Annotated in this window: 24 protein-coding genes; 14 read left to right on the top strand and 10 right to left on the bottom strand. The window is 66.5% G+C overall.

The genetic code is table 11. The features are described 5' to 3' along the window. The first annotated feature begins 1 nt into the window (after position 1). Both nrdI and nrdE read left to right on the top strand, forming a co-directional pair. On the top strand, positions 2 to 502 hold the full coding sequence (gene nrdI / locus RCP80_RS16635) for a class Ib ribonucleoside-diphosphate reductase assembly flavoprotein NrdI (protein ID WP_308478720.1): 501 nt from the start codon (positions 2 to 4) through the stop codon (positions 500 to 502). Further along, positions 469 to 2,652: a class 1b ribonucleoside-diphosphate reductase subunit alpha gene (gene nrdE / locus RCP80_RS16630; protein ID WP_308478719.1), complete on the top strand. Its 2,184-nt coding sequence runs from the start codon at positions 469 to 471 to the stop codon at positions 2,650 to 2,652. The genes nrdI and nrdE overlap by 34 nt, the downstream gene beginning before the upstream one ends. A 258-nt stretch (positions 2,653 to 2,910) precedes the next feature. Here the strand turns inward: nrdE and RCP80_RS16625 are convergent, their stop codons facing one another. Next, positions 2,911 to 3,297 (bottom strand): DUF5997 family protein, encoded by a 387-nt coding sequence (locus tag RCP80_RS16625; RefSeq protein WP_308478718.1) that lies wholly within the window; start codon positions 3,295 to 3,297, stop codon positions 2,911 to 2,913. Positions 3,298 to 3,325: 28 nt separating this feature from the next. Between RCP80_RS16625 and RCP80_RS16620 the strand changes: the two genes are divergently transcribed. Then, complete coding sequence (locus tag RCP80_RS16620) at positions 3,326 to 4,039, top strand: LysR family substrate-binding domain-containing protein (RefSeq protein ID WP_308478717.1); 714 nt, start codon at positions 3,326 to 3,328, stop codon at positions 4,037 to 4,039. Positions 4,040 to 4,054: 15 nt separating this feature from the next. On the opposite strand, the gene RCP80_RS16615 is transcribed toward RCP80_RS16620, so the two are convergent. The 5 genes from RCP80_RS16615 to RCP80_RS16595 all read right to left on the bottom strand — a co-directional run bounded on the left by RCP80_RS16615 (position 4,055) and on the right by RCP80_RS16595 (position 7,143). After that, entirely contained in the window at positions 4,055 to 4,471 is a 417-nt protein-coding gene (locus tag RCP80_RS16615; protein WP_308478716.1) for a VOC family protein, read from the bottom strand. 308 nt (positions 4,472 to 4,779) lie between these two features. Continuing rightward, positions 4,780 to 5,106, bottom strand: coding sequence for a contact-dependent growth inhibition system immunity protein (locus RCP80_RS16610; RefSeq protein ID WP_308478715.1), 327 nt, complete (start codon positions 5,104 to 5,106; stop codon positions 4,780 to 4,782). Continuing rightward, positions 5,103 to 5,474 carry a contact-dependent growth inhibition system immunity protein gene (locus tag RCP80_RS16605; RefSeq protein WP_308478714.1) on the bottom strand — a complete coding sequence of 124 codons (372 nt, stop codon included), beginning with the start codon at positions 5,472 to 5,474 and terminating at the stop codon, positions 5,103 to 5,105. The genes RCP80_RS16610 and RCP80_RS16605 overlap by 4 nt, the downstream gene beginning before the upstream one ends. Before the next feature lie 194 nt (positions 5,475 to 5,668). Beyond that, the gene (locus tag RCP80_RS16600) at positions 5,669 to 5,932 is read right to left on the bottom strand and encodes a hypothetical protein (protein ID WP_308478713.1); all 264 of its coding nucleotides are present in this window, start codon (positions 5,930 to 5,932) and stop codon (positions 5,669 to 5,671) included. Positions 5,933 to 5,961: 29 nt separating this feature from the next. Continuing rightward, a complete protein-coding gene (locus tag RCP80_RS16595; protein ID WP_308478712.1) occupies positions 5,962 to 7,143 on the bottom strand; it encodes an NAD(P)/FAD-dependent oxidoreductase in 1,182 nt (393 codons plus the stop codon). Between the two features lie 225 nt (positions 7,144 to 7,368). On the opposite strand from RCP80_RS16595, the gene RCP80_RS16590 reads away from it, so the two are divergent. Together RCP80_RS16590 and nrdF are read left to right on the top strand one after the other, a co-directional pair. Next, a complete protein-coding gene (locus RCP80_RS16590) occupies positions 7,369 to 8,142 on the top strand; it encodes a TetR/AcrR family transcriptional regulator (RefSeq protein ID WP_373693366.1) in 774 nt (257 codons plus the stop codon). Between the two features lie 129 nt (positions 8,143 to 8,271). After that, positions 8,272 to 9,234, top strand: coding sequence for a class 1b ribonucleoside-diphosphate reductase subunit beta (gene nrdF / locus RCP80_RS16585; RefSeq protein WP_373693365.1), 963 nt, complete (start codon positions 8,272 to 8,274; stop codon positions 9,232 to 9,234). A gap of 10 nt (positions 9,235 to 9,244) precedes the next feature. Here the strand turns inward: nrdF and RCP80_RS16580 are convergent, their stop codons facing one another. The 3 genes from RCP80_RS16580 to RCP80_RS16570 all read right to left on the bottom strand — a co-directional run bounded on the left by RCP80_RS16580 (position 9,245) and on the right by RCP80_RS16570 (position 11,735). Continuing rightward, on the bottom strand, positions 9,245 to 10,291 hold the full coding sequence (locus RCP80_RS16580; RefSeq protein WP_308478710.1) for an NAD(P)-dependent alcohol dehydrogenase: 1,047 nt from the start codon (positions 10,289 to 10,291) through the stop codon (positions 9,245 to 9,247). 69 nt (positions 10,292 to 10,360) lie between these two features. Next, on the bottom strand, positions 10,361 to 10,636 hold the full coding sequence (locus tag RCP80_RS16575) for a YciI family protein (RefSeq protein ID WP_308478709.1): 276 nt from the start codon (positions 10,634 to 10,636) through the stop codon (positions 10,361 to 10,363). 25 nt (positions 10,637 to 10,661) lie between these two features. Further along, entirely contained in the window at positions 10,662 to 11,735 is a 1,074-nt protein-coding gene (locus tag RCP80_RS16570) for an ABC transporter substrate-binding protein (RefSeq protein ID WP_308478708.1), read from the bottom strand. A 195-nt stretch (positions 11,736 to 11,930) separates the two neighbouring features. Here RCP80_RS16570 and ctaD point away from each other — a divergent pair, with 195 nt between their 5' ends. The 8 genes from ctaD (at position 11,931) to RCP80_RS16530 (ending at position 20,274) form a co-directional block, all read left to right on the top strand. Then, positions 11,931 to 13,676, top strand: a complete 1,746-nt coding sequence (gene ctaD, locus RCP80_RS16565; RefSeq protein WP_308482888.1) for an aa3-type cytochrome oxidase subunit I — start codon at positions 11,931 to 11,933, stop codon at positions 13,674 to 13,676. A 9-nt stretch (positions 13,677 to 13,685) separates the two neighbouring features. Beyond that, entirely contained in the window at positions 13,686 to 14,924 is a 1,239-nt protein-coding gene (gene serB, locus RCP80_RS16560; protein ID WP_308478707.1) for a phosphoserine phosphatase SerB, read from the top strand. Between the two features lie 59 nt (positions 14,925 to 14,983). Next, positions 14,984 to 15,835, top strand: a complete 852-nt coding sequence (locus RCP80_RS16555; protein ID WP_308478706.1) for an ABC transporter ATP-binding protein — start codon at positions 14,984 to 14,986, stop codon at positions 15,833 to 15,835. Then, complete coding sequence (locus tag RCP80_RS16550; RefSeq protein WP_308478705.1) at positions 15,832 to 16,635, top strand: NUDIX hydrolase; 804 nt, start codon at positions 15,832 to 15,834, stop codon at positions 16,633 to 16,635. The genes RCP80_RS16555 and RCP80_RS16550 overlap by 4 nt, the downstream gene beginning before the upstream one ends. After that, positions 16,632 to 17,354 (top strand): enoyl-CoA hydratase-related protein, encoded by a 723-nt coding sequence (locus RCP80_RS16545; RefSeq protein ID WP_373693364.1) that lies wholly within the window; start codon positions 16,632 to 16,634, stop codon positions 17,352 to 17,354. The genes RCP80_RS16550 and RCP80_RS16545 overlap by 4 nt, the downstream gene beginning before the upstream one ends. A 70-nt stretch (positions 17,355 to 17,424) precedes the next feature. Further along, positions 17,425 to 18,399, top strand: a complete 975-nt coding sequence (locus tag RCP80_RS16540; protein ID WP_308478704.1) for a class I SAM-dependent methyltransferase — start codon at positions 17,425 to 17,427, stop codon at positions 18,397 to 18,399. Then, positions 18,333 to 19,589, top strand: a complete 1,257-nt coding sequence (locus RCP80_RS16535; protein WP_308478703.1) for a class I SAM-dependent methyltransferase — start codon at positions 18,333 to 18,335, stop codon at positions 19,587 to 19,589. The genes RCP80_RS16540 and RCP80_RS16535 overlap by 67 nt, the downstream gene beginning before the upstream one ends. A 10-nt stretch (positions 19,590 to 19,599) precedes the next feature. Beyond that, positions 19,600 to 20,274, top strand: a complete 675-nt coding sequence (locus RCP80_RS16530; protein ID WP_308478702.1) for an esterase — start codon at positions 19,600 to 19,602, stop codon at positions 20,272 to 20,274. A gap of 12 nt (positions 20,275 to 20,286) precedes the next feature. On the opposite strand, the gene RCP80_RS16525 is transcribed toward RCP80_RS16530, so the two are convergent. After that, entirely contained in the window at positions 20,287 to 21,576 is a 1,290-nt protein-coding gene (locus RCP80_RS16525) for an outer membrane protein assembly factor BamB (protein ID WP_308478701.1), read from the bottom strand. Positions 21,577 to 21,676: 100 nt separating this feature from the next. On the opposite strand from RCP80_RS16525, the gene RCP80_RS16520 reads away from it, so the two are divergent. Then, positions 21,677 to 22,414: an acyltransferase gene (locus RCP80_RS16520; RefSeq protein ID WP_308478700.1), complete on the top strand. Its 738-nt coding sequence runs from the start codon at positions 21,677 to 21,679 to the stop codon at positions 22,412 to 22,414. Positions 22,415 to 22,463 lie beyond the last annotated feature (49 nt).

Raw genomic sequence — 22,463 nt, 5'->3', positions numbered from 1 at the left:
AATGGCGAACATTGACACCGGGCGCACCGAACGCGCAGATCATCCGCGCGGCAGCCTCGTCTACTTCTCCAGCGTCTCCGAGTACACCCACCGGTTCGTGGCGAAACTGGAGTTGCCCGCCGACGATGTCATTCGCATCCCACTGCGCGGCCGCGTCGAGGTCGACACCCCGTACGTGCTGGTGCTGCCGACCTACGGCGGCGGTCGCGCCAACGGACCGGACCCCGACGGTGCGGGCTACGTCCCCAAGCAGGTCATCGCCTTTCTGAACAATGAACACAACCGGTCGTTGATCCGCGGCGTGATCGCTGCGGGCAACACCAACTTCGGCGCCGAGTTCGCCTATGCGGGCAACATCGTCTCCCGCAAATGCGGCGTCCCCTATCTCTACCGATTCGAACTCATGGGAACCACGGACGACGTATTCGCCGTCCGCGCGGGCTTGCAAGACTTCTGGAAGGAACAGACGTGTCACCTACCGTCACAGCTGCAGAACCTGTAGTCACTTCGGGGGCGCAGCCTGCGCATTCCGGGGGCCAGACAGAGCTCGACTACCACGCGTTGAACGCGATGCTGAATCTCTACGACGCCGACGGCAAGATTCAGTTCGAGAAGGATGTGCTGGCGGCCAGGGAGTTCTTCCTGCAGCACGTCAACCAGAACACCGTGTTCTTCCACAGCCAGGATGAGAAGCTCGACTACCTGATCGAGAAGGACTACTACGAGCGTGAGGTGCTCGATCAGTACTCCCGCAACTTCGTCAAGGAACTGCTGGATCGCGCCTACGCCAAGAAGTTTCGGTTCCCGACCTTTCTCGGTGCGTTCAAGTACTACACTTCCTACACGCTGAAAACCTTCGACGGTAAGCGCTATCTCGAGCGTTTCGAGGACCGTGTCGTGATGGTGGCGCTCACGCTGGCCGCCGGTGACACCGCGCTGGCCGAGAAGGTCGTCGACGAAATCATCGAAGGCCGATTCCAGCCGGCCACGCCGACGTTCCTCAACTCGGGTAAGAAGCAGCGCGGCGAGCCGGTGAGTTGCTTCCTGCTGCGCATCGAGGACAACATGGAGTCCATTGGTCGCTCCATCAACTCGGCGCTGCAGCTGTCCAAGCGCGGCGGCGGAGTGGCGTTGCTGCTGACCAACATTCGCGAGCACGGCGCACCCATCAAGAACATCGAAAACCAGTCGTCGGGTGTCATCCCGATCATGAAGCTGCTGGAGGACTCGTTCTCCTACGCCAATCAGCTCGGTGCTCGCCAGGGTGCCGGGGCGGTGTACCTGCATGCGCATCACCCCGACATTTACCGTTTCCTGGACACCAAGCGGGAGAACGCCGACGAGAAGATCCGGATCAAGACGCTGAGCCTCGGCGTCGTCATCCCGGACATCACCTTCGAGTTGGCCAAGAAGAACGACGACATGTACCTGTTCTCGCCGTACGACGTCGAGCGCGTCTACGGGGTACCGTTCGCCGACATTTCGGTCACCGAGAAGTACCACGAGATGGTCAACGACGGCCGGATCCGCAAGACCAAAATCAAGGCCCGCGAGTTCTTCCAGACGCTGGCCGAATTGCAGTTCGAGTCCGGCTATCCGTACATCATGTACGAGGACACGGTGAACCGCGCCAACCCGATCGACGGCAAGATCACCCACTCCAACCTGTGCTCGGAGATCCTGCAGGTCTCCACGGCATCGGAGTACAACGATGACCTGTCCTACAAGAAGATCGGCAAGGACATCTCCTGCAACCTTGGCTCGCTGAACATCGCCAAGGCCATGGATTCGCCGGACTTCGCGCAGACCATCGACGTCTCGATTCGGGCCCTGACCGCGGTGTCGGATCAGACCAGCATCACCTCGGTGCCGTCGATTGAGCAGGGCAACAACGATTCCCACGCCATCGGCCTGGGACAGATGAACCTGCACGGGTACCTGGCGCGGGAGCGGATCCACTACGGCTCCGAAGAAGGCATCGACTTCACCAACATCTACTTCTACTGCGTGCTCTACCACGCGCTGCGCGCGTCGAACCGCATCGCGATCGAACGTGGCGCGCACTTCAAGGGCTTCGAACGCTCGAAGTACGCCTCGGGTGAGTTCTTCGACAAGTACACCGATCAGGTGTGGGAGCCGGCGACCGACAAGGTTCGTCAGCTGTTCAGCGATTCCAACATTCGTATTCCCACCCAAGAGGATTGGGTGCGGTTGAAGGAGTCCGTGCAAAAGCACGGCATCTACAACCAGAACCTGCAGGCCGTTCCGCCGACCGGGTCGATCTCCTACATCAACCACTCGACGTCGTCGATCCACCCGGTGGCGTCGAAGATCGAGATCCGCAAGGAAGGCAAGATCGGCCGCGTCTACTACCCGGCGCCGTACCTGACCAACGACAACCTCGAGTACTACGAGGACGCGTACGAGATCGGGTACGAGAAGATCATCGACACCTATGCCGCGGCGACCCAGCACGTGGACCAGGGGTTGAGCCTGACGCTGTTCTTCAAGGACACCGCCACCACCCGCGAGGTGAACAAGGCGCAGATCTACGCGTGGCGCAAGGGCATCAAGACGCTGTACTACATCCGGTTGCGGCAGATGGCGCTGGAAGGCACCGAAGTCGAGGGCTGCGTGTCCTGCATGCTGTAGAGCTTGGGCAAAGTCGCAGGCCAGGGGGAGATGTTCCCCTGGCCTGCACTCGTTTGAGCATGTTGGGTGCACCTGTCGCCAAGACGGCTTTGCGACCCGCACGCTCTGGCTGGGATGTTCGATAGTGCGGTTTCATCCGCAACACGCCGCTGGAGCGGATGAATCCGCACCTTCGACGAGGCTTCAGGCTGGCTGCGGTCCCAGTGTCGCTGCGGTCTCGGCAGGCCGGCGCGCGATGCCGCCGTGTCCGCCCCAGAATCAGCCTTCGCGAGCCTGATCCGCACGCAGGGCCTTGAGGCGGCGCTCCTCCCGCAGGACCTGCTGATAGCTCTCGCGTTCGGCGACCAACCACTCCGGCATCTCCTCGATCAGTTGATCGATCTGCTCGGTGGTGAGCGCATCGCCGACGCCGCCGCGTGCGAGACCGGCGATCGAGATGCTCAGCTTGGCCGCTACCAGGTTCTTCGGGTGCGGCCCGTTCTTCCGGAGGTCCTTGAGCCACTGCGGCGGGTCCGCCTGCAGGGCCGCAAGCTCGTCACGGGTGATCGGGTTCTCCTGGAATTCAGCAGGCGTGGCGGGCAAGTACACGTCCAGCTTCTTGGCCGCCGTGGCGGGTTTCATGGACTGCGCATTCGGCCTGCTCATGGCACCAGCGTATCGGTAGCCTGATGCGGTGACCCTGCGCTCCCTCACCCTCGGGTACGTGCCCGGCGCGACACCCGCGAAGTGGGCTCGGACCTGGGCGCAGCGCCAACCCGACGTACTGCTGCAGCTGCGCACCGTCGCCGCCGCCGACGCGGCCGCCGAAGTGCGGGCCGGCACCGTCGACCTGGCGGTGCTCCGGTTGCCGACCGACACCTCCGGGTTGGCCGTCATCCCGCTCTACGAGGAGACGACGGTGGTCGTGGTGCCGACCGACCACCTCCTCAGTGCCGACGACGCGGTCACCGCCGCGGACCTCGACGGCGAACCGGTGCTGCTCCCGCTGGACGACGTTCTCGCCTGGACGAGTACCGGTGCCACGGTCGATCACCGGCCCGAAACCACCATTGAGGCAATAGAACTCGTCGCCGCCGGGATGGGATCGCTAGTCGTCCCACAGTCGCTCGCACGGCTGTATCACCGCAAGGACCTCACCTACCGCCCGATCACCGACGCGCCGACCTGTCCGGTGGCGCTGGCCGTTCCGGAAGGGTCGCAGCACGCGCTGATCGAGGAATTCATCGGGATTGTGCGGGGCCGCAGGCCCGGATCATCGCGGGGACTGGACCAGCAGGTGCCGAAACGGACCGCGCGGGAGAAGACGCTGGCCAAGCAGGCCGCCCGCGCCGCCGCGGGGGGCAAGGGCGGCGGCAAGCCGGGTCGGCCGAAGCGCGGTCGACGCTGACGGGATCGGCCGCGCTCAGATCGTCACGGTGCCATCAGCATTGATGGTCCAGGCCGGGTTCACGGCGACTTCCCAGACGTGACCGTCGAGGTCGGCGAAGTAGCCGGAGTAACCACCCCAATAGGTCTTGTGCGGCGGTTTGACGACGGTGGCTCCGGCGGCCTGCACTCGGGCCATCACGGCGTCGACGTCGGCTTCGGTGCGTTCGTTGATCGCGATGCTGATACCGCTGAACCGGCCGTCGACCGCCACCCCGGTGTCCGCGGCGAGATCGGCGCGACCAAACAGCGCGAGCGCGATGCCGGGCAGTTGGTAGAACGCCACCTCGTCGTACTCGCCGCTGGCCGTCCAGCCCAGGCCCTGTTCGAAGAAAGCCCGGCTGCATGCGAGGTTGTCGACGCCGAGCGTGATCAGGCTGATGCGTTGATCCATAGTCGCGACTTTACGTTGCACCCGCTACCGGTCAGCGGCGCTACGGAGCAATGTTGCGTTCATCAATTGAGGTAGCGCAACCGTGTTCGGGGCCGTACGCAGTAATGACCTTCCAGCGGTCGACTGCGGGAATGACGGAATCTCTAGTGCTCATGACGATTGCATCGTCAAGTATTCGTGCGTCCATGATCAGTCCATTCGGTGCTGCATCGGGCTGGCGAAGGCCCCTGTGTCCTAACCGCCGCGTGGGGTCGGCCCGAAACCCCATTCCTGGTGGAACAGGCGAAGTTGAGTGTCCCTCATGGTGTTCAGAGCGCGGTGCCATTCTCGATTGCGGTGGCGTGCAGGCGCAGCCGGTGGGCGACCTGCCCCAGCCATTCTGTAAAGGGCAGGGGCCGGGGGTTATGGTAGGCGCCGATCGTGTGCGCCAGGAGTTGCTCAAGTTCAGGCTCGGTACGGGTCTCGCGTAGGTTGTCAATTTCCTGGGCCAGTGTCCGTAGGGGTGCGGCGGTGGGGTCGTCGTTGACGTAGATGTCGACGACTCCTTGCCAATCGTCGGCTTCCAGATCCCAATCCTGGTGGAAGTAGGCAGCGAAGAACTGCTGAATCGCGTGTGGAACTGAGCCATCGTTCATGGTGGTGGGGGCTTGTCGCCGGATTCGATTGCGGCCGCGTGCAGGCGCAGTTGCTCGGCGACCGTACCCAACCAGTCTTTATAGGTGGATTCAGGCCGAGGGTCGTAGAAGCCGCCCATTTTCATCATCACGGCGTGCAGTTCGGACTCATCAAGTCGGCTGGCCCGCAACTCATCGACGTGCGCAGCGAGTGTCCGGAGGTGCTCTGGAGTGCGTGTAGAAGAAGCTGAGTAGAGAGCGACAATTCCGTGCCAGTCGTCGGCTTCAAGAGGCCAATCCTGGTGAAAATATGCACCAAAAAACTGCTCTAGGTCATACGGCACTGGGAGGTCACTCATCTTGTGGGGTATCCCGTCAACACGATCCATTGCCCATTCCGAGTCCTTTCAGTACTACGAGCACGGCAGTGCCAGGCACAGGGGCGTTGGCGCCTCGGACAAGTACCTCCCCGCAATCGAACGGTAGCGAAAGCCTCAGCCGATCGGGAGCGCCATTCGCCACCCAGGCATCAATCGCTGCCTGGTGGTGTTGGAGTGTGGTGCTGACTGCGGTCGTTGCCTCATCAACTGTTATGCCGCTGGGTGGCCTGCAGTCGTTGGCGACGCAGCATGATGCGGCGGCGGTGGACTTGGTTGGCGGTGTTGGTCGGGTCGGCGTGGGCCCGGCGCATCAGCCCTTCGGCGGCGGTTTCGGCGGTGCAGGCTGCGGTCGACGCGATGGCGCGGCGGTTGGCGGCCCGCACGTCGAACACCGGAGCGAAGCTGGATTCGGCCGCGACAGCTTTCGGTGAGCAGGAGCGATCCTCGGCTACCTCGAGATCAGCCACCCACCGAGTCAAAACGCGAGACCCCGTCCTCAGTAGCTGTGCTGCGGACCCTGCGCCTTCTTGTAGAGCGCCTTGAGCAACCGGTCACGGAAGAACGCATTGTCGATCGCCTTCAGGCCGGCGTCGGCGATGACGGGGTGGCCCAGCAGTCGGTGCACGAGGCGCCCGCGCCGGTACTCCGAACCCCACGCCGCGTCCATGCGTTGGGCGTAGTTGGTGAAATCGTCGGGGCCGCCGTTGGTCAACGCGGCCACCGCGCATTCGCCCGCGGTCAAACCGGATTCCAGCGCCTTGGAGATCCCGGCACCGGAGGCGGGCTTGCCCGCACCAAGGGCATCCCCGGCGAACAGCACCCCGGGCCGCCACGGCGGCCACGTCGTGAAGCCCATCGGCAACCGCCAGGCGCGCACACTCTTGTTCTTCTTCAGTTCGGCGATGTCGGGCAGCCCCCACTCCGGCGGCAACGTGCGCAGGAACTCGCCCAGAAACTGAGTTGCGTTGATGGACTGCCAGTTTCGATAGCTGTTGACGTAGCCCAGGCCGATGTTGAACCGACCTTCGCCCATGGGGAACACCCAGCCGTAGCCGGGCAGCTGATCGTCTCCGAACCGAAGCTTGAGATAGATGTCGAGACTGTCGGAATCCGGTCGGCCGAGCGGCATCTCGGCCCGGATCGCAATCGCCGAATAGCCCCGGTACTGCGAGTCGATGTTCAGCGCCCGTTTGATGGGGGAGTAGGCGCCGTCGGCCGCGATCACCGCGTCGGCGAGGACCTTCTCGCCGTTCTTGAGTGCCACCCCGGCCACCCGACCCGCGTCATCGAGCTCGGGGCGGGCGACCTCCGCCGACTGCCGGATGGTCGCCCCGGCCGACTCGGCGTGTTTGAGCAACAGCGCGTCCAGCTGGGTGCGGCTGACCGTGTGCCCGTGATCGGGCATGCCGGGACGCTTGGGGAAGGACAGCTCCCACCGGCTCGGACTGAAGACGGTGACCCGGTTCACCCGGTGGAACTGGTCAACCTCACGACCGAGGCCCATTTTCTGCAAGTAGCTCACCGCGCGCGCGGTCAGTCCGTCACCGCACGGCTTGTCACGCGGGAACTCGGCCTTGTCCAGCACGACCACTCGTGCGCCGGCCTGTGCTGCTTGCCACGCCGCCGCCGATCCAGCCGGCCCGCCGCCCGCGATCGCAATGTCGAATCGCCGCGTCACTAACAGATCTCGATTCGGTCCTCGGTTGTTTTGGGCACTACCACCATGTTAACGACATTTCTTGCGAGAACCGGGTGCGGAAACGTCCGTCTCGGGACTAATTCGCTGAGTCCCAATGTCTTTCGGGGAGTCTGACCATTCTGTGACCCATGTCATCACCGGCACAGTGCGCCATCCACCGTGTATGGCCAGGTCAGCACCCCGGGGGCGAGTACAGTGCTGATCGTGCGCGTTGTGCCTCGACCCAAGCCGAAGCCGGGCGGTGAGACCACCGCCGGGCCCAAAGTGGACGCCCGCAGCGAACGTTGGCGTGAGCACCGCAAGCAGGTCCGGGCCGAGATCGTCGACGCAGCGTTCCGCGCGATCGACCGCCGTGGCCCGGAGGTCAGCGTGCGCGAGATCGCCGAAGAGGCCGGGACGGCCAAGCCGAAGATCTACCGGCACTTCACCGACAAGTCGGACCTCTTCCAGGCGATCGGGGAACGTCTGCGCGACATGCTGTGGGCCGAGATCTATCCGGTCATCAACCTCACCACGGATTCGGCCAGCGAGGTCATTCAGCGCAGCATCGAGCAATACGTCTACCTGGTGGACGAACATCCCAACGTCGTGCGGTTCGTGTTGCAGGGTCGCTTCCCGGAGCAGGCCGAGGCCACCATGCGCGCGGTGAACGAGGGCCGCGAGATCACCCTGGCCATGGCCGAGCTGTTCAACAACGAGTTGCGAGAGATGGAACTCGACCGCGAGGCGATCGAACTGGCGGCGTTCGCGACATTCGGGACGGCCGCATCCTCGACCGACTGGTGGTTGGGTCCCAGCCCGGAGAGTCCCCGCCGGATGCCGCGCGAGAAGTTCATCGCGCACCTCACCACCATCATGATGGGCGCCATCATCGGGACCACGGCGCTGCTCGGGGTCCGAATCGACCCGGACCTGCCCATCCACGAGGCCGTACCCAGGGACGACGCCGGCGAGCCGGCCGAAACGGCCGGCGGCTAGGACCCCTGCCGCCGCCGGCGACACAACGTGTTGTGTTACCGCCTGTTATGGGCCCCCAGCGGTAGTGTTGCGGACACAGGTTCGTCCTTTCCAGCGTCACGTTCAAGAGGGGTTCAGGTGTCCGACGGAATGAAGCTGATTGATCGGGTTTCGGCCATCAACTGGAATCGTGTCCAAGACGAGAAGGACGCCGAGGTCTGGGATCGCCTCACGGGCAATTTCTGGCTGCCGGAGAAGGTGCCGGTGTCCAACGACATCCCGTCGTGGGGGACGTTGACCGAGCACGAAAAGCAACTCACGATGCGGGTCTTCACGGGCCTGACCATGCTCGACACCATCCAGGGCACGGTCGGCGCGGTCAGCCTGATCCCCGATGCGCTCACCCCCCACGAGGAGGCGGTGTACACCAACATCGCATTCATGGAGTCGGTGCACGCCAAGAGCTACAGCCAGATCTTCTCCACGCTGTGCTCGACCGCCGAGATCGATGACGCGTTCCGCTGGTCGGAGGAGAACACCAACCTGCAGCGCAAGGCCGAGATCGTGCTGCAGTACTACAACGGTGACGAGCCGCTGAAACGCAAGGTGGCCTCCACCCTGTTGGAGAGCTTCCTGTTCTACTCCGGCTTCTACCTGCCGATGTACTGGAGCAGCCGGGCCAAGCTGACCAACACGGCCGACATGATCCGGCTGATCATCCGCGACGAGGCGGTGCACGGGTACTACATCGGCTACAAGTACCAAAAGGGCCTCGCGCTGCAGGACGAGGCCACCCGTCAGGAGCTGAAGGACTACACCTACGAGCTGCTGTTCGAGCTCTACGACAACGAGGTGGAGTACACCCAGGATCTCTACGACGGGGTCGGACTCACCGAGGACGTCAAGAAGTTCCTGCGCTACAACGCCAACAAAGCGCTGATGAACCTCGGCTATGAGGCGCTGTTCCCGAAGGACGAGACCGACGTCAACCCGGCGATCCTGTCGGCGTTGAGCCCCAACGCCGACGAGAATCACGACTTCTTCTCCGGGTCGGGCAGCTCCTACGTCATCGGCAAGGCCGTCAACACCGAGGACGACGACTGGGAGTTCTGACCCGCCCGGCTCAGATCGTGCCGGTGTCGATGACGAACCGGTAGCGCACGTCGCTGGAGATAACCCGCTCGTACGCCTCGTTGATGTAGGACGCGTCGATCACCTCGACCTCGCAGGCGACGTCGTGCTCGGCGCAAAAGTCCAGCATCTCTTGGGTTTCCGCGATGCCGCCGATCATCGACCCGGCCAGGCTGCGGCGCATGCCGGCCAGCGGGAAGAACGGGACCACCAGCGGCTTCTCCGGGGCACCCAGCTCAACCAGGGTGCCGTCGACGTCGAGCAGGTTGAGGTACGCGCCCATGTCGAGGTTCGCCGAGACGGTATTGATGATCAGGTCGAAGCCGCGGGTGAGCTTCTTGAAGGTGTCCGGATCACTGGTGGCGTAGTAGGCCTGGGCGCCCAACCGCAGCCCGTCCTCCATCTTCTTCAGCGACTGGCTCAGTACCGTCACCTCGGCGCCCATCGCGGCCGCGATCTTGACCGCCATGTGACCGAGGCCGCCGAGGCCGATGACCGCGACGCGCGTGCCGGGGCCGGCGTTCCAGTGCCGCAGCGGCGAGTACACGGTGATGCCCGCGCACAACAGGGGAGCGGCCTTGTCCAGCGGGATGGCGTCCGGGATGCGCAGCACGTAGTTCTCGTCGACGACGATCGCGGTGCTGTACCCGCCGTAGGTGGGACTGCCGTCGCGTTCGGTCGCGTTATAGGTCGAGCGGATGCCGCCGCCGGTGCAGTACTGCTCGATGCCGGCCTGACAGTTCGCACACTCCCGGCACGAATCGACGAAGCATCCGACGCCGACACGGTCACCGACCTGGTATTTGGTGACCGCCGAGCCGACCTCGGTCACCACACCCGCGATCTCGTGGCCGGGCACCACCGGATAGTTCGGCTGGCCCCATTCGGCCTTGACGGTGTGGATGTCGGAATGGCAGATGCCGGCGAACTTGATGTCGAAGGCCACGTCGTGGGGCCCGACGTCGCGCCGCTCGATGGTGGTCTTGGTCAGCGGGTCGGTGGCTGAGGTGGCTGCGTAGGCGGAAACTGTGGTGGTCATCTTTGGTGGCTGCCCTCTCCGTGGCGAAACTATGCGGTTCTGTGTCAAGACTAGGGCCGGCAGGAACCGCTACAGTCCGGCCGCGCGCAGCGACCCGGTGAAGCTCAGCCGCTCGTAGCGCACCAGTCCGGCCAGCTGATAGGGGTCATTGGCCATCAACTCCTCGGCCGCGGCGGTGTCGATATCACCGGTGATGAGCACCCCGCCCTGCTGGGATTCCTGGCGCCCGGCCAGCAGCAGCCGGCCGGCCTCGATCTCGCGCTGGATCCACCCGACGTGATCGGGGCGGGTCTTGTCGACCACCTCGAGGGGTTGCAGGTAGGTGAGCGTCAGAACGTGAAACATGGGGTCCTTCCGAGGTGCCACTGGGTCAGTTGATGGGGGCGTTGAGCCACCGCAGATCGTCGAGGATGCCGCGGGCGGCCACTGGGCCCTGCCCGGTCTGCCAGACCTCGTTGTTGACGACGAACACGCGGTTGTCGCGGGTCGCCGACAATGCCCGCCAGGCGTCGCCACCCATCACCGTGGTGGCGCGATCCTTGGCGGCCGGGGAGTCGAACGAGACATACACAATGTCGCCGTCGGCGGCGGAAAGGTCGGCGTCGTCGACGTCGGTGATATCGATCTCTTCGTAGGCATCATCGGTAAAGCGTTGTGCGGCAGGACGATCCACCCCGACGATGCTCAGGACGCTGGCCGGGAAGTTCCGGGTGCCGAACACCCGCACGGTGTCCTCGGTGAACTGCACCACCGAGGCCTGAAAGTGCGTGGCGTCATTGGCGACGCCGGTCTGTTCGGCGTCGGCCATGAAGTTGTCGATCACCTCGGCCGCCGCGTCGGCGCGTCCGGTCGCCGCCCCGATGGCGCGCACGTTGTCGCGCCAGTCGGCGCCGGGGGCGCCGGTGAACACCGTCGGCGCGATGGCCGACAACTCGCCGTAGGCCTGCGGGGTCAACGCCTGGGACCCCAGGATCAGGTCGGGCGCGGCGGCGGTGATCGCGGCGGCGTCCACCGATGTCCGCGATCCCGCTGCGGGCAGTTCATGAACGACGGTGCCCAGATAGGCGGGCTGGGAATCGGACCCGTCCGGCAGGGCCGCAGCCACGATGCGCGACTGCAGCCCCAACGCGCACAGCACGTCGAGTTGATCGCCGGAGAGCGCCACGATGCGCTGCGGGTCGGCCGGCACGTCGATGTCGCCGCGTTCGGTCCCGCTGCCGACCCGGCGGGGGGACTCGCCGGGGTCCGGCGCCATGGGTTCGGCCGCACACGATTCGTCGGGTCGGCGCTCATTGCCCAGCACGCCCGCACCGGCGACGGTCGTCGTGCTGGTGATCACGGTGCTCGACGGCGTGACAGGGGTTTGGCCCTGCGGCGCGGAGCAGCCCGCGACCAGCAGCGTCAACGTTGCGGCGAGGGTGACGGAAGTGACGCGAATCGGCACGGGGCCGACGGTAACACCCACCGATGGATCCGCCTCGAGCCGCAGGTCGGGCCACGTCCGAAGGCCGCGGATCGCGACATCTACGACAGATTGTCGGACCCGTGCCGACAGCGGCGCGGATGGGAGCTAGGATTCAGGCACAGAAGATCTAAGTCCCCTGGCACCATGCCCGGATCCGGATGTTTGGAGGAGTTCTTGACCGCCGAAGCGCCCCCGTTGCGGGAACTCGAGGCCACTCGTCCCTATAGGGAGCGAATGGGTCCCAAGGGCAACCTGATCTACAAGCTCATCACGACCACCGATCACAAGTTGATCGGCATCATGTACTGCGTCGCCTGCTTCTTCTTCTTCTTCGTCGGCGGGCTGATGGCGTTGCTGATGCGCACCGAGCTGGCGATGCCGGGCCTGCAGTTCCTGTCGAACGAGCAGTTCAACCAGCTGTTCACCATGCACGGCACCATCATGTTGCTGTTCTATGCGACGCCGATCGTGTTCGGGTTCGCCAACCTGGTGCTGCCGCTGCAGATCGGCGCGCCCGACGTGGCGTTCCCGCGGCTGAACGCATTCTCGTTCTGGCTGTTCCTGTTCGGCGCCCTGATCGCTACTTCCGGGTTCATCACCCCCGGCGGCGCCGCCGACTTCGGCTGGACCGCCTACGCGCCGCTGTCCGACGCCCTGCACTCGCCGGGTGCCGGTGGCGACCTGTGGATCATGGGCCTGGCCGTCAGTGGTCTGGGCACCATCCTCGGTGGCGTCAACATGATCACCACCGTGGTCTGCATGCGCGCCCCCGGTATGACGATGTTCCGGATGCCGATCTTCACCTGGAACATCCTGGTGACCTCGATCCTGGTGCTGCTGGCGTTCCCGCTGCTGACCGCGGCGCTGCTCGGCCTGGCCGCCGACCGACATCTGGGTGCACACATCTACGACCCGGCCAACGGCGGTGTGTTGTTGTATCAACACTTATTCTGGTTCTTCGGGCACCCCGAGGTGTACATCATCGCGTTGCCGTTCTTCGGCATCGTCAGTGAGATATTCCCGGTGTTCTCCCGTAAGCCGATCTTCGGCTACACCACGCTGATCTACGCCACCCTGGCCATTGCCGCACTGTCGCTGGCGGTGTGGGCGCACCATATGTACGCGACCGGGGCCGTGCTGCTGCCGTTCTTCTCCTTCATGACGTTCTTGATCGCGGTGCCCACCGGTATCAAGTTCTTCAACTGGATAGGCACGATGTGGAAGGGCCAGTTGACGTTCGAGACGCCGATGCTGTTCTCGGTCGGCTTCATCGTCACGTTCCTGCTCGGTGGCCTCTCGGGTGTGCTGCTGGCCAGCCCGCCGCTGGACTTCCACGTCACCGACAGCTACTTCGTGGTGGCGCACTTCCACTACGTGCTCTTCGGCACCATCGTGTTCGCCACCTACGCGGGCATCTACTTCTGGTTCCCGAAGATGACCGGGCGGATGCTCGATGAGCGGCTGGGCAAGCTGCACTTCTGGCTGACCCTGATCGGCTTCCACACCACCTTCCTGGTGCAGCACTGGGTCGGTGACGAGGGCATGCCGCGTCGCTACGCCGACTACCTGGCCACCGACGGTTTCACCACGCTCAACGTGGTGTCCACCATCGGCTCGTTCATCCTCGGCATCTCGGTGCTGCCGTTCGTCTGGAACATCTTCAAGAGCTGGCGCTACGGCGAGGTCGTCACGGTCGACGACCCGTGGGGCTACGGCAACTCCCTGGAGTGGGCCACCACGTGCCCGCCGCCGCGGCACAACTTCACCGAACTGCCGCGGATCCGTTCCGAGCGGCCGGCCTTCGAGCTGCACTATCCACACATGGTGGAGCGGATGCGGGCCGAGGCGCACGTGGGACGGTCTCACGGTCCCGATGATGGTGACGTCACCCGGCTCGACGACGCAAACGTCCGCACCTAAGGGGTGACCGTGGCCCCCTCATCGGGGAAGGTGTCGGTCCTCATCACAGTCACCGGTGTGGACCGACCGGGCGTCACCTCTGCGTTGTTCGGCGTGCTCTCGTCCCACCGGGTCGAGCTGCTGAATGTGGAGCAGGTGGTGATCCGCGGTCGGCTCACCCTCGGAGTGCTGGTGTCCGGGCGACCGGAGGTGGTCGGCGGCACGGAGTTCAACGACGCCGTCGAGAAGGCCATCCACGACGTGGGCCTCGAGGTGACGATCGAGCGCAGCGACGACATGCAGGTCATCGCGGAGCCGTCCACGCACACCATCGTGGTGTTGGGTCGGCCCATCACCGCGGAGGCGTTCGGTGTCCTGGCCCGTGAGGCCGCCGCGCTCGGCGTCAACATCGACACCATTCGCGGCGTCTCCGACTATCCGGTTACCGGGCTGGAACTGCGGGTCTCGGTACCCCCGGGCAACGCCAAGAATCTGCAGAAGCAGCTGGCGCGCGTCTCCCGCGAGCAGGGCGTGGACCTTGCCGTCGAGAACTATTCGTTGGAACGACGGGCCAAGCGGCTCATCGTCTTCGATGTGGACTCGACGTTGATCCAGGGCGAGGTCATCGAGATGCTGGCCGCGCGTGCGGGCGCCGAAGCCAAGGTCGCGCAGATCACCGAGGCGGCGATGCGCGGCGAACTCGACTTCGAGGATTCGCTGCGGGAACGCGTGGCGACCCTGGCCGGTCTACCGGCCGAGGTCGTCGACGAGGTGGCCCAGGAGCTCCAACTGACTGCCGGTGCGCGGACCACGCTGCGGACCTTGCGCCGGTTGGGATTTCACTGTGGTGTGGTGTCCGGCGGGTTCCGCCAGGTGATCGAGCCGCTGGCCGAGGAACTGATGCTGGACTACGTCGCGGCCAACCACCTGGAGATCGTCGACGGCAAGCTCACCGGCCGGGTGACCGGACCCATCGTCGACCGTCCCGGAAAGGCCAAGGCGCTGCGCGATTTCGCCAGCCAGGCCGGCGTGCCGATGGAGCAGACCGTGGCCGTGGGCGACGGCGCCAACGACATCGACATGTTGGCCGCCGCCGGACTGGGGGTCGCGTTCAACGCCAAACCCGCTCTGCGGGAGGTTGCCGACGCCTCGCTGAGCTATCCGTACCTCGACACGGTGCTGTTCTTTCTGGGTATCACGCGGGGCGAGATCGAAGCGGCCGACGCGGTCGACGGCACGCTGCGCCGCGTCGAGATCCCACCGGACTAGGCGAGCCGATGGGTGCGGCGGGCGAACCGGTCGCGAAATCGCATGACTACCATGGTCGAGTGCCCGAAGCCGATACCGCCCCAGCCGACGTCACCGACGCCGACCTGTTGATCGACTTCCGCAACGTCGCGTTGCGTCGCGGCGGACGCAGCCTCATCGGACCGCTGAGCTGGCAGGTCGAACTCGACGAACGCTGGGTGATCATCGGGCCCAACGGCGCGGGCAAGACCTCGCTGCTGCGCATCGCCGCCGCCATGGAGCACCCTTCCACCGGGACGGCCTGGGTGCTCGGCGAGCGGTTGGGTCGCGTCGACGTCTCGGAACTGCGGGCCCGCGTCGGGCTGTCGTCTTCAGCGCTGGCACAGCGGATTCCCACCGACGAGGTGGTGCGCGACCTCGTTGTCTCGGCCGGTTACTCGGTGCTGGGCCGATGGCGGGAACGCTATGAGGACCAGGACTATGCGCGGGCCGTCGACATGTTGGAAAGCATCGGCGCCGAACATCTGGCCGACCGCACCTACGGAACGCTGTCCGAGGGTGAACGCAAGCGGGTGTTGATCGCGCGGTCGTTGATGACCGATCCGGAATTGCTGCTGCTCGACGAGCCCGCCGCGGGCCTCGACCTCGGTGGCCGCGAAGAACTCGTGGCGCGGATGGCCGACCTGGCCGCCGATCCCGACGCCCCGGCCATCGTGCTGGTCACCCATCACGTCGAAGAGATCCCGCCGGGGTTTTCGCACTGCCTGATGCTGGCCGAGGGCGAAGCGGTGGCCAGCGGCCTGCTCGCGGACGTCCTGACTTCGGAGAACCTGTCGAAGGCATTCGGGCAGGCCATCACCGTCGACAACATCGACGGACGCTATTTCGCGCGACGCGTCCGCAGTCGCGCCGCACACAGGAGACGGGCATGAGTTCTCAGGCGCCCCTGCCGGTTCGCCCCGCCGCCACGGTCATGCTGGTGCGCGAGGCGCCCGGCGGTACCGAGGTGTTCTTGATGCGTCGCCACCGGGCGATGGAGTTTGTCGGCGGGGTGGTCGTCTTTCCCGGCGGCGGTGTCGACGACCGCGACCGCAGCGCCGACATCGACTGGCACGGCCCGCCGCCGTCCTGGTGGGCCGAGCGGCTCGGGGTCGACGAGGACCTCGCGCTGGCGCTGGTATGCGCCGCGGCCCGCGAGACATTCGAGGAATCCGGCGTGCTGTTCGCCGGCGCCGCCGACGACCCCGATCTCCTTGTCGATGACGCCAGCGTGTACCGACAGGCGCGCCAGGCGCTGGCCGACAACTCGCTGGCATTCGGGGACTTCCTGCGCAGCGAGGGGCTGATGCTGCGGGCCGATCTGCTGCGGCCGTGGGCCAACTGGGTCACCCCCGAGGAGGAACGGACCCGGCGCTACGACACCTACTTCTTCGTCGGCGCGCTGCCGCCCGGGCAATTGGCCGACGGGGAGAACACCGAATCGGACCGGGTGGCGTGGGCCAAGCCCGAGGCGGCCCTCAAAGAGTTCGCGGCGCAACGTATTTTCCTGCTGCCGCCCACCTGGACGCAGCTGGATTCGCTGGCCGGCGGCCGGACCGTCGAGGAGATCCTGGCCGTCGAACGCAAGATCGTCGCCGTGCAGCCGCACCTGACCGAGGCCAACGGCAACTGGGAGATCGAATTCTTCGACAGCGACCGTTACAACGCGGCCCGCGCCGGACGTGCCCCGTGACCATTCAGCACGAGTTCGTGAGCCTGCACACCGACCCGGACCATCCGGGCATCGGCACCATCTGGCTCGCGCGCCCGCCGGCCAACGCCCTGTCCCGGCAGATGTACCGCGAACTGGCGGCCACCGCGGCGCAGGCCGGCGCGCGCGAGGACATCTCGGTGGTGATCATCTTCGGGGGGCACGAAATCTTCTCGGCCGGCGACGACGTCCCGGAGTTGCGTACCCTCAGCGCGGCCGAGGCCGATGTCGCCGCCGCCGTCCGCGATGACGCCATCGAGGCCGTCGCCTCGATCCCGAAACCCACGGTGGCCGCCGTGACCGGCTACGCGCTCGGCAGCGGGTTGTGGCTGGCGTTGGCGGCCGACTGGCGGGTGGCCGGCGACAACGTCAAGGTGGCCGCCTCGGAGATCCTCGCGGACTTCATCCCCGATGCCGCCGCACTGGGTCGGCTGGCGGCCGTCGTGGGCGCCGCCCGCGCCAAGGACATGGTCTTCAGCGGGCGGTTCGTCGACGCCGAGGAGGCCGCCGCGATCGGTCTCGTCGAAGAACTGGTGGCCCCCGACGCGGTCTACGACGCGGCCCGCGCCCGCGCCGGCCGGTTCGTCGCTGCCCCGGCCCTCGCGGTGGCGGCCGCCAAGGACATCATCGACGGCCGCTGCCCACCCGAGCAGCAGCGGGCGCGCTACCTCGAGGTTTTCAGCGCCAGCACCGCCACTTGAGGCGGTTTGTGCGGCGCTCCTGACCGCCTCATTCGTCTACGGTGACCGCGTCCTATTAGGCTGGCTCCCCATGACCAGCACGCACGAATCGCCGGCGCCCAACCCGCACGCCACCGCGGAGCAGGTCGAGGCGGCCATGAAGGACAGCAAGCTCGCCCAGGTGCTCTACCACGACTGGGAAGCAGAAAGCTACGACGACAAATGGTCGATCTCCTACGATCAGCGCTGCATCGACTATGCGCGGGGCCGGTTCGACGCCGCGGTACCCGAGGAAGTGCAGCGTGAGCTGCCCTATGACCGTGCGTTGGAATTGGGCTGCGGCACCGGATTCTTTCTGCTCAACCTGATCCAGGCGGGGGTGGCACGCCGCGGTTCAGTCACCGACCTGTCCCCGGGCATGGTCAAGGTCGCCACCCGCAACGGCCAGAACCTCGGGCTGGACATCGACGGCAAGGTCGCCGACGCCGAGGGTATTCCGTACGAGGACAACACCTTCGACCTGGTGGTCGGGCACGCGGTGCTCCATCACATCCCCGACGTCGAGCTTTCCCTGCGCGAGGTGGTCCGGGTGCTCAAGCCGGGCGGCCGCTTCATCTTCGCCGGTGAACCGACCACGGTCGGAAATACCTACGCTCGCGCGCTGGCCGACCTGACCTGGAAGACCACCGTGGCGGCGATGAAGCTGCCGTTTCTGAGCAGCTGGCGCCGGCCCCAGGAAGAACTCGACGAGAACTCGCGGGCCGCGGCGCTGGAGTGGATCGTCGATCTGCACACCTTCGACCCGAAGGACCTCGAGACGATGGCCTCCAACGCCGGGGCGGTGGAAGTGCAGACGGCGAGCGAGGAGTTCACCGCCGCGATGCTGGGCTGGCCGGTGCGGACCTTCGAGTCGACAGTCCCGTCGGGCAAACTCGGCTGGAACTGGGCCAAGTTCGCGTTCGGCAGTTGGACCACCTTGAGCTGGGTCGATGCCAACGTATGGCGCCGGGTGGTGCCCAAGGGCTGGTTCTACAACGTGATGGTCACCGGGGTCAAGCCCTCCTGAGCTCGGGGCTGGCGTTCACCCGCGCCGACGTCGCATTCCTGACCTCGACCGAGGGCGTGGCCGCCCTGGCCGAGGTGGCCGCGCTGCCACTGGCCGGCGACCGCATCACCGACATCACCGCGGTGCGGTCCCGCTACGGCGCCCACACCGCGGTGCTGGTGGAGACCACGCTGCTGCGCCGGAAAGCGGCGGCCAAGCTGGCCGGCACCGAGCAGTGGCTCTTCACCGACGAGGCGCTGCAGCAGGCCACCGCGGCCCCGGTCGCCGCGCACCGGGCCCGGCGGTTGGCGGCGCGCCGGGTGTCGGACGTCACCTGCTCGATCGGGGCGGAACTCGCCGCGTTGCGCGAGACCGCAGCGGCGGTGATCGGCAGCGACATCGATCCGGTCCGGTTGGCGATGGCCCGGCACAATCTGGATGACGCGGTGCTGATCTGTCGCGCCGATGCGCTGGCGCCGGTCACCGCCGACACCGTCGTCGTCGCGGACCCCGCGCGGCGCAGCGCGGGGCGACGCCGCTTCCACCCGCGCGCCTACGCGCCGGCGCTCGACGACCTGCTGGAGGTCTATGTCGGCCGTGACCTGGTGGTCAAATGTGCCCCGGGCATCGACTTCGCGGGCCTGGCGGACATGGGTTTTCGCGGCGAGGTCGAGGTGACCTCGTGGCGGGCGTCGGTCCGCGAAGCGTGCCTGTGGTCGGCGGGGCTGGCCGAATCGGGGGTCACCCGGCGCGCCACGGTGCTGGATACGGGTGAGCAGATCACCGACGCCGAAGACGACGACTGCGGCCACGGTCCGGTGGGTCGCTGGATCGTCGACCCCGACGGCGCGGTGGTGCGGGCCGGGCTGGTGCGGCACTACGGCGCTCGCCACGGTCTGTGGCAGCTTGACCCCGAGATCGCTTATCTCACCGGTGACTCCGTGCCGCCGGGCGTCCGCGGCTTCGAGGTCGTGGCGCACCTGCCCTTCACGGAAAAGGCTCTGCGACAAGCCCTTACCTCGCACGACTGCGGCGCGCTGGAGATCCTGGTGCGGGGGGTGCGGGTCGATCCCGATGAACTGCGGCGCCGGATGCGGCCCCGCGGCGGGACCGCGCTGTCGGTGGTGATCACCCGCATCGGCGCCGGCCCGGCGGCGCGGCCGCATGCCTTCATCTGCCGATCGCCCCGTCCCGCGTCCGCGCCGCGCTAGGCTCGGCCCCATGGTGCGCGCCTGGGTTCTCACCGCGCTGATCGCGACGGTTCTGTTGGGCTGGGCGCCCGGGGCGGCCGCCGCCAGCGGTTGCGGCGACTTCGGCGGGACCCTGGCCGCGGACGGGTTGTGCCGGGCGCACGAGTCGCAGCCCGAGTACGAGATGGATGTCAGCTTCCCGCTGGACTATCCGGATCAGCGCGCCATCACCGACTTCATCACCAGCACCCGTGAGGAATTCGTGGCCGCCGCCCACGATCCGCAGGCGCACAACCTGCCGTACCGGATGGAGATGAAGGCCACCGAGGCGGCCACCGCCACCACCCGTTCGGTGGCGTTCGAGGTCTACCAGAACGTCGGCGGAGCCCACCCGTCCACGTGGTACCGCACCTTCAACTACGACCTGATCCGGCAACGCCCCCTCGGCTTCGCGGATCTGTTCGCCCCGGGCGCGCGGCCGGTGCCCGAGCTGTTGCCGATTGTGCAGCGCGAATTGACTTCTCGACTTGGGGTGCCCGACTTGGTGTCGCCGACCGCAGGCCTGGATCCGGCCAGCTACCAGAGCTTCGCGATCACCGATGAGGCGCTCATCTTCTACTTCGATCGCGGGGCGATCATGGCCGGCGCGGCCGGGGCGCACACCGTGTCGGTGCCGCGCTCGGCGCTGCCCCCGCTGGTGGTCTGAGGGCGTGTCCGGCTACACCGCGGCGTAGCTGTAGACCTGCCCGTCGCTGGTGGCCGCCACCACCCGGCGGTCGGCCCCGACGGAGACGCCGACGGGAAAGCCGGTGGCCTGCGGCAGCGGATAGCTGTTGACGGTCTCGCCGTCCCGGGGATCGAAGGCCACCAGCGCCATGCCGTGGGCGCCGGAGCGCGCCACCGTGTAGGCGACCTCGGCGCCGGCCTGGCTGGCCGAACTCAGGGTTTCGACGTCGCCGCGCCGCCAGCGGACCTCGGCGGCGGCACCGGAATCCTTGATCCCGGTCAACGTCGCGCCCGGGCCGCCGCCGGCGACGATCGTGCCGTCGGGGGCGACCGTCGGCGGTGTCTGGGCCAGATAGTCCAGCGGCACCGACCATTTGGCCTCGCCGTCGGCCGCGTTCAGTGCCCACAGCCGCTCGTCGCGGCCGTTGACGTACACCGTGGAGCCGTCGGCGGAGAAGACCGGGGCGGCCACCACACCGTCGCGCACGACGTCGCTGCTCCATTCCTGGGTCAGCAACGGGTTTTGGCCGGGGCGATAGCGCAGGCCCACCAGGGTGGCCGCGGGCCGACCGGGCTGCCACAGGCTCACCACGACGGTGTTGGACACCGGCGAGAAGGCCGGCGCCGCCGCCACCGGACAGCGTGGACGCGCCGGTGCGCAGTCGTCGAGGCCGCGCTGCGGGTCCGTCGGGTCGACGCCCTCGACCAGGTCGATCGGGTTGCCGACCACGTTGCCGCGGTGGGCGTCGAAAATCAGCACCTGGCCCAGATGCGTGACGACCAGCAACTGGCCGTTTCCGAGAAGCCGTGGGGTCAGCGGCATCCCGATGACCTGCTGGCGCCAGCGGATCCACTGCGTGGGGGGGAACGACAGGATGGCGCCCGGCTGCCCGACATAGAGGTTGTCGAAGCCGTCGAACAGCGGTCCGGCGAACCCGCCGCCCTGGGCCAGTCGGGTGCACCAGCGCTGGCGACCGTCGTTGTCGTTCTCCCACGCCATCAGCGAACAGCCGGCCGCGGTCTGCGCGTTGGCCGCCAGATAACCCTCGGCGCCGAGTGCCACCGCGGCGCCGAGTTCGCCCTTGACCGAGCGGGTCCAGTCCAGCTCCAGCTCCCGAGCGCCCGCGGTGTCGGTGTAGCTGCTGTTGGCGGCGTCCGCGTAGGGCGCGGCCCAGCCGACCGCCGGGGCCGCCTCGACCCAGGAATCGGTGTCCGCGCATCCGGCGAGTACCAATCCGGTGACCAGCGTGGCGGATGCCAGAGCAACAAGTCGCCGATGCACCAGGGTTCCTTTCCGGATCAGTTCGACCGAGCCTCGAACGAGGCCGAAGTCCACCGAGGGTAACCCGTCGGGGTTTGGTGCTCGCGTAAGCTTCCCGCCCATGACGACCATGTGGGGTGCACCAATCCACAAGCGGTGGCGCGGTTCGCGGCTCGGTGATCCGCGGCAGGCCAAATTCTTGACGCTCGCGTCGCTGAAATGGGTGCTGGCCAACAAGGCCTACACCCCGTGGTACCTGGTGCGGTACTGGCGGCTGCTGAAGTTCAAGATGGCCAACCCGCACATCATCACCCGCGGCATGGTGTTCCTGGGCAAGGGCGTGGAGATTCAGGCCACGCCCGAGCTCTCGCAGATGGAGATCGGTCGCTGGGTGCACATCGGTGACAAGAACACCATCCGCTGCCACGAGGGCTCGTTGCGCATCGGCGACAAGGTGGTGCTGGGTCGCGACAACGTGATCAACACCTACCTGGACATCGAGCTCGGTGATTCGGTGCTGATGGCCGACTGGTGCTACGTCTGCGATTTTGATCACAAGATGGACGACATCAGCCTGCCGATCAAGGATCAGGGCATCGTCAAGAGCCCGGTCCGGATCGGGCCGGACACCTGGGTGGCGGCCAAGGTCAGCATTCTGCGCGGCACCGCGATCGGCCGGGGCTGCGTGCTGGGCTCGCACGCGGTGGTCCGTGGCGTGATCCCGGACTTCTCGATTGCCGTCGGCGCGCCGGCGAAGGTGGTCAAGAACCGCAAGCTCGCGTGGGAGAGTTCGGCGGCGCAACGCGCGGAGTTGGCGGCCGCGCTGGCCGACATCGAGCGCAAGAAAGCCTCCCGCTAACCCTCCCGCGCGCCCCCACTCCCACCGCCCCCACCGCGAGCGGGCGCGT

This window comes from Mycolicibacterium sp. MU0053, assembly GCF_963378095.1.
Lineage (GTDB): Bacteria > Actinomycetota > Actinomycetes > Mycobacteriales > Mycobacteriaceae > Mycobacterium > Mycobacterium burgundiense.
The sequence above is the reverse complement of the archived record's forward strand: the minus strand, read 5'-3'. Positions and strand labels throughout refer to the sequence as shown.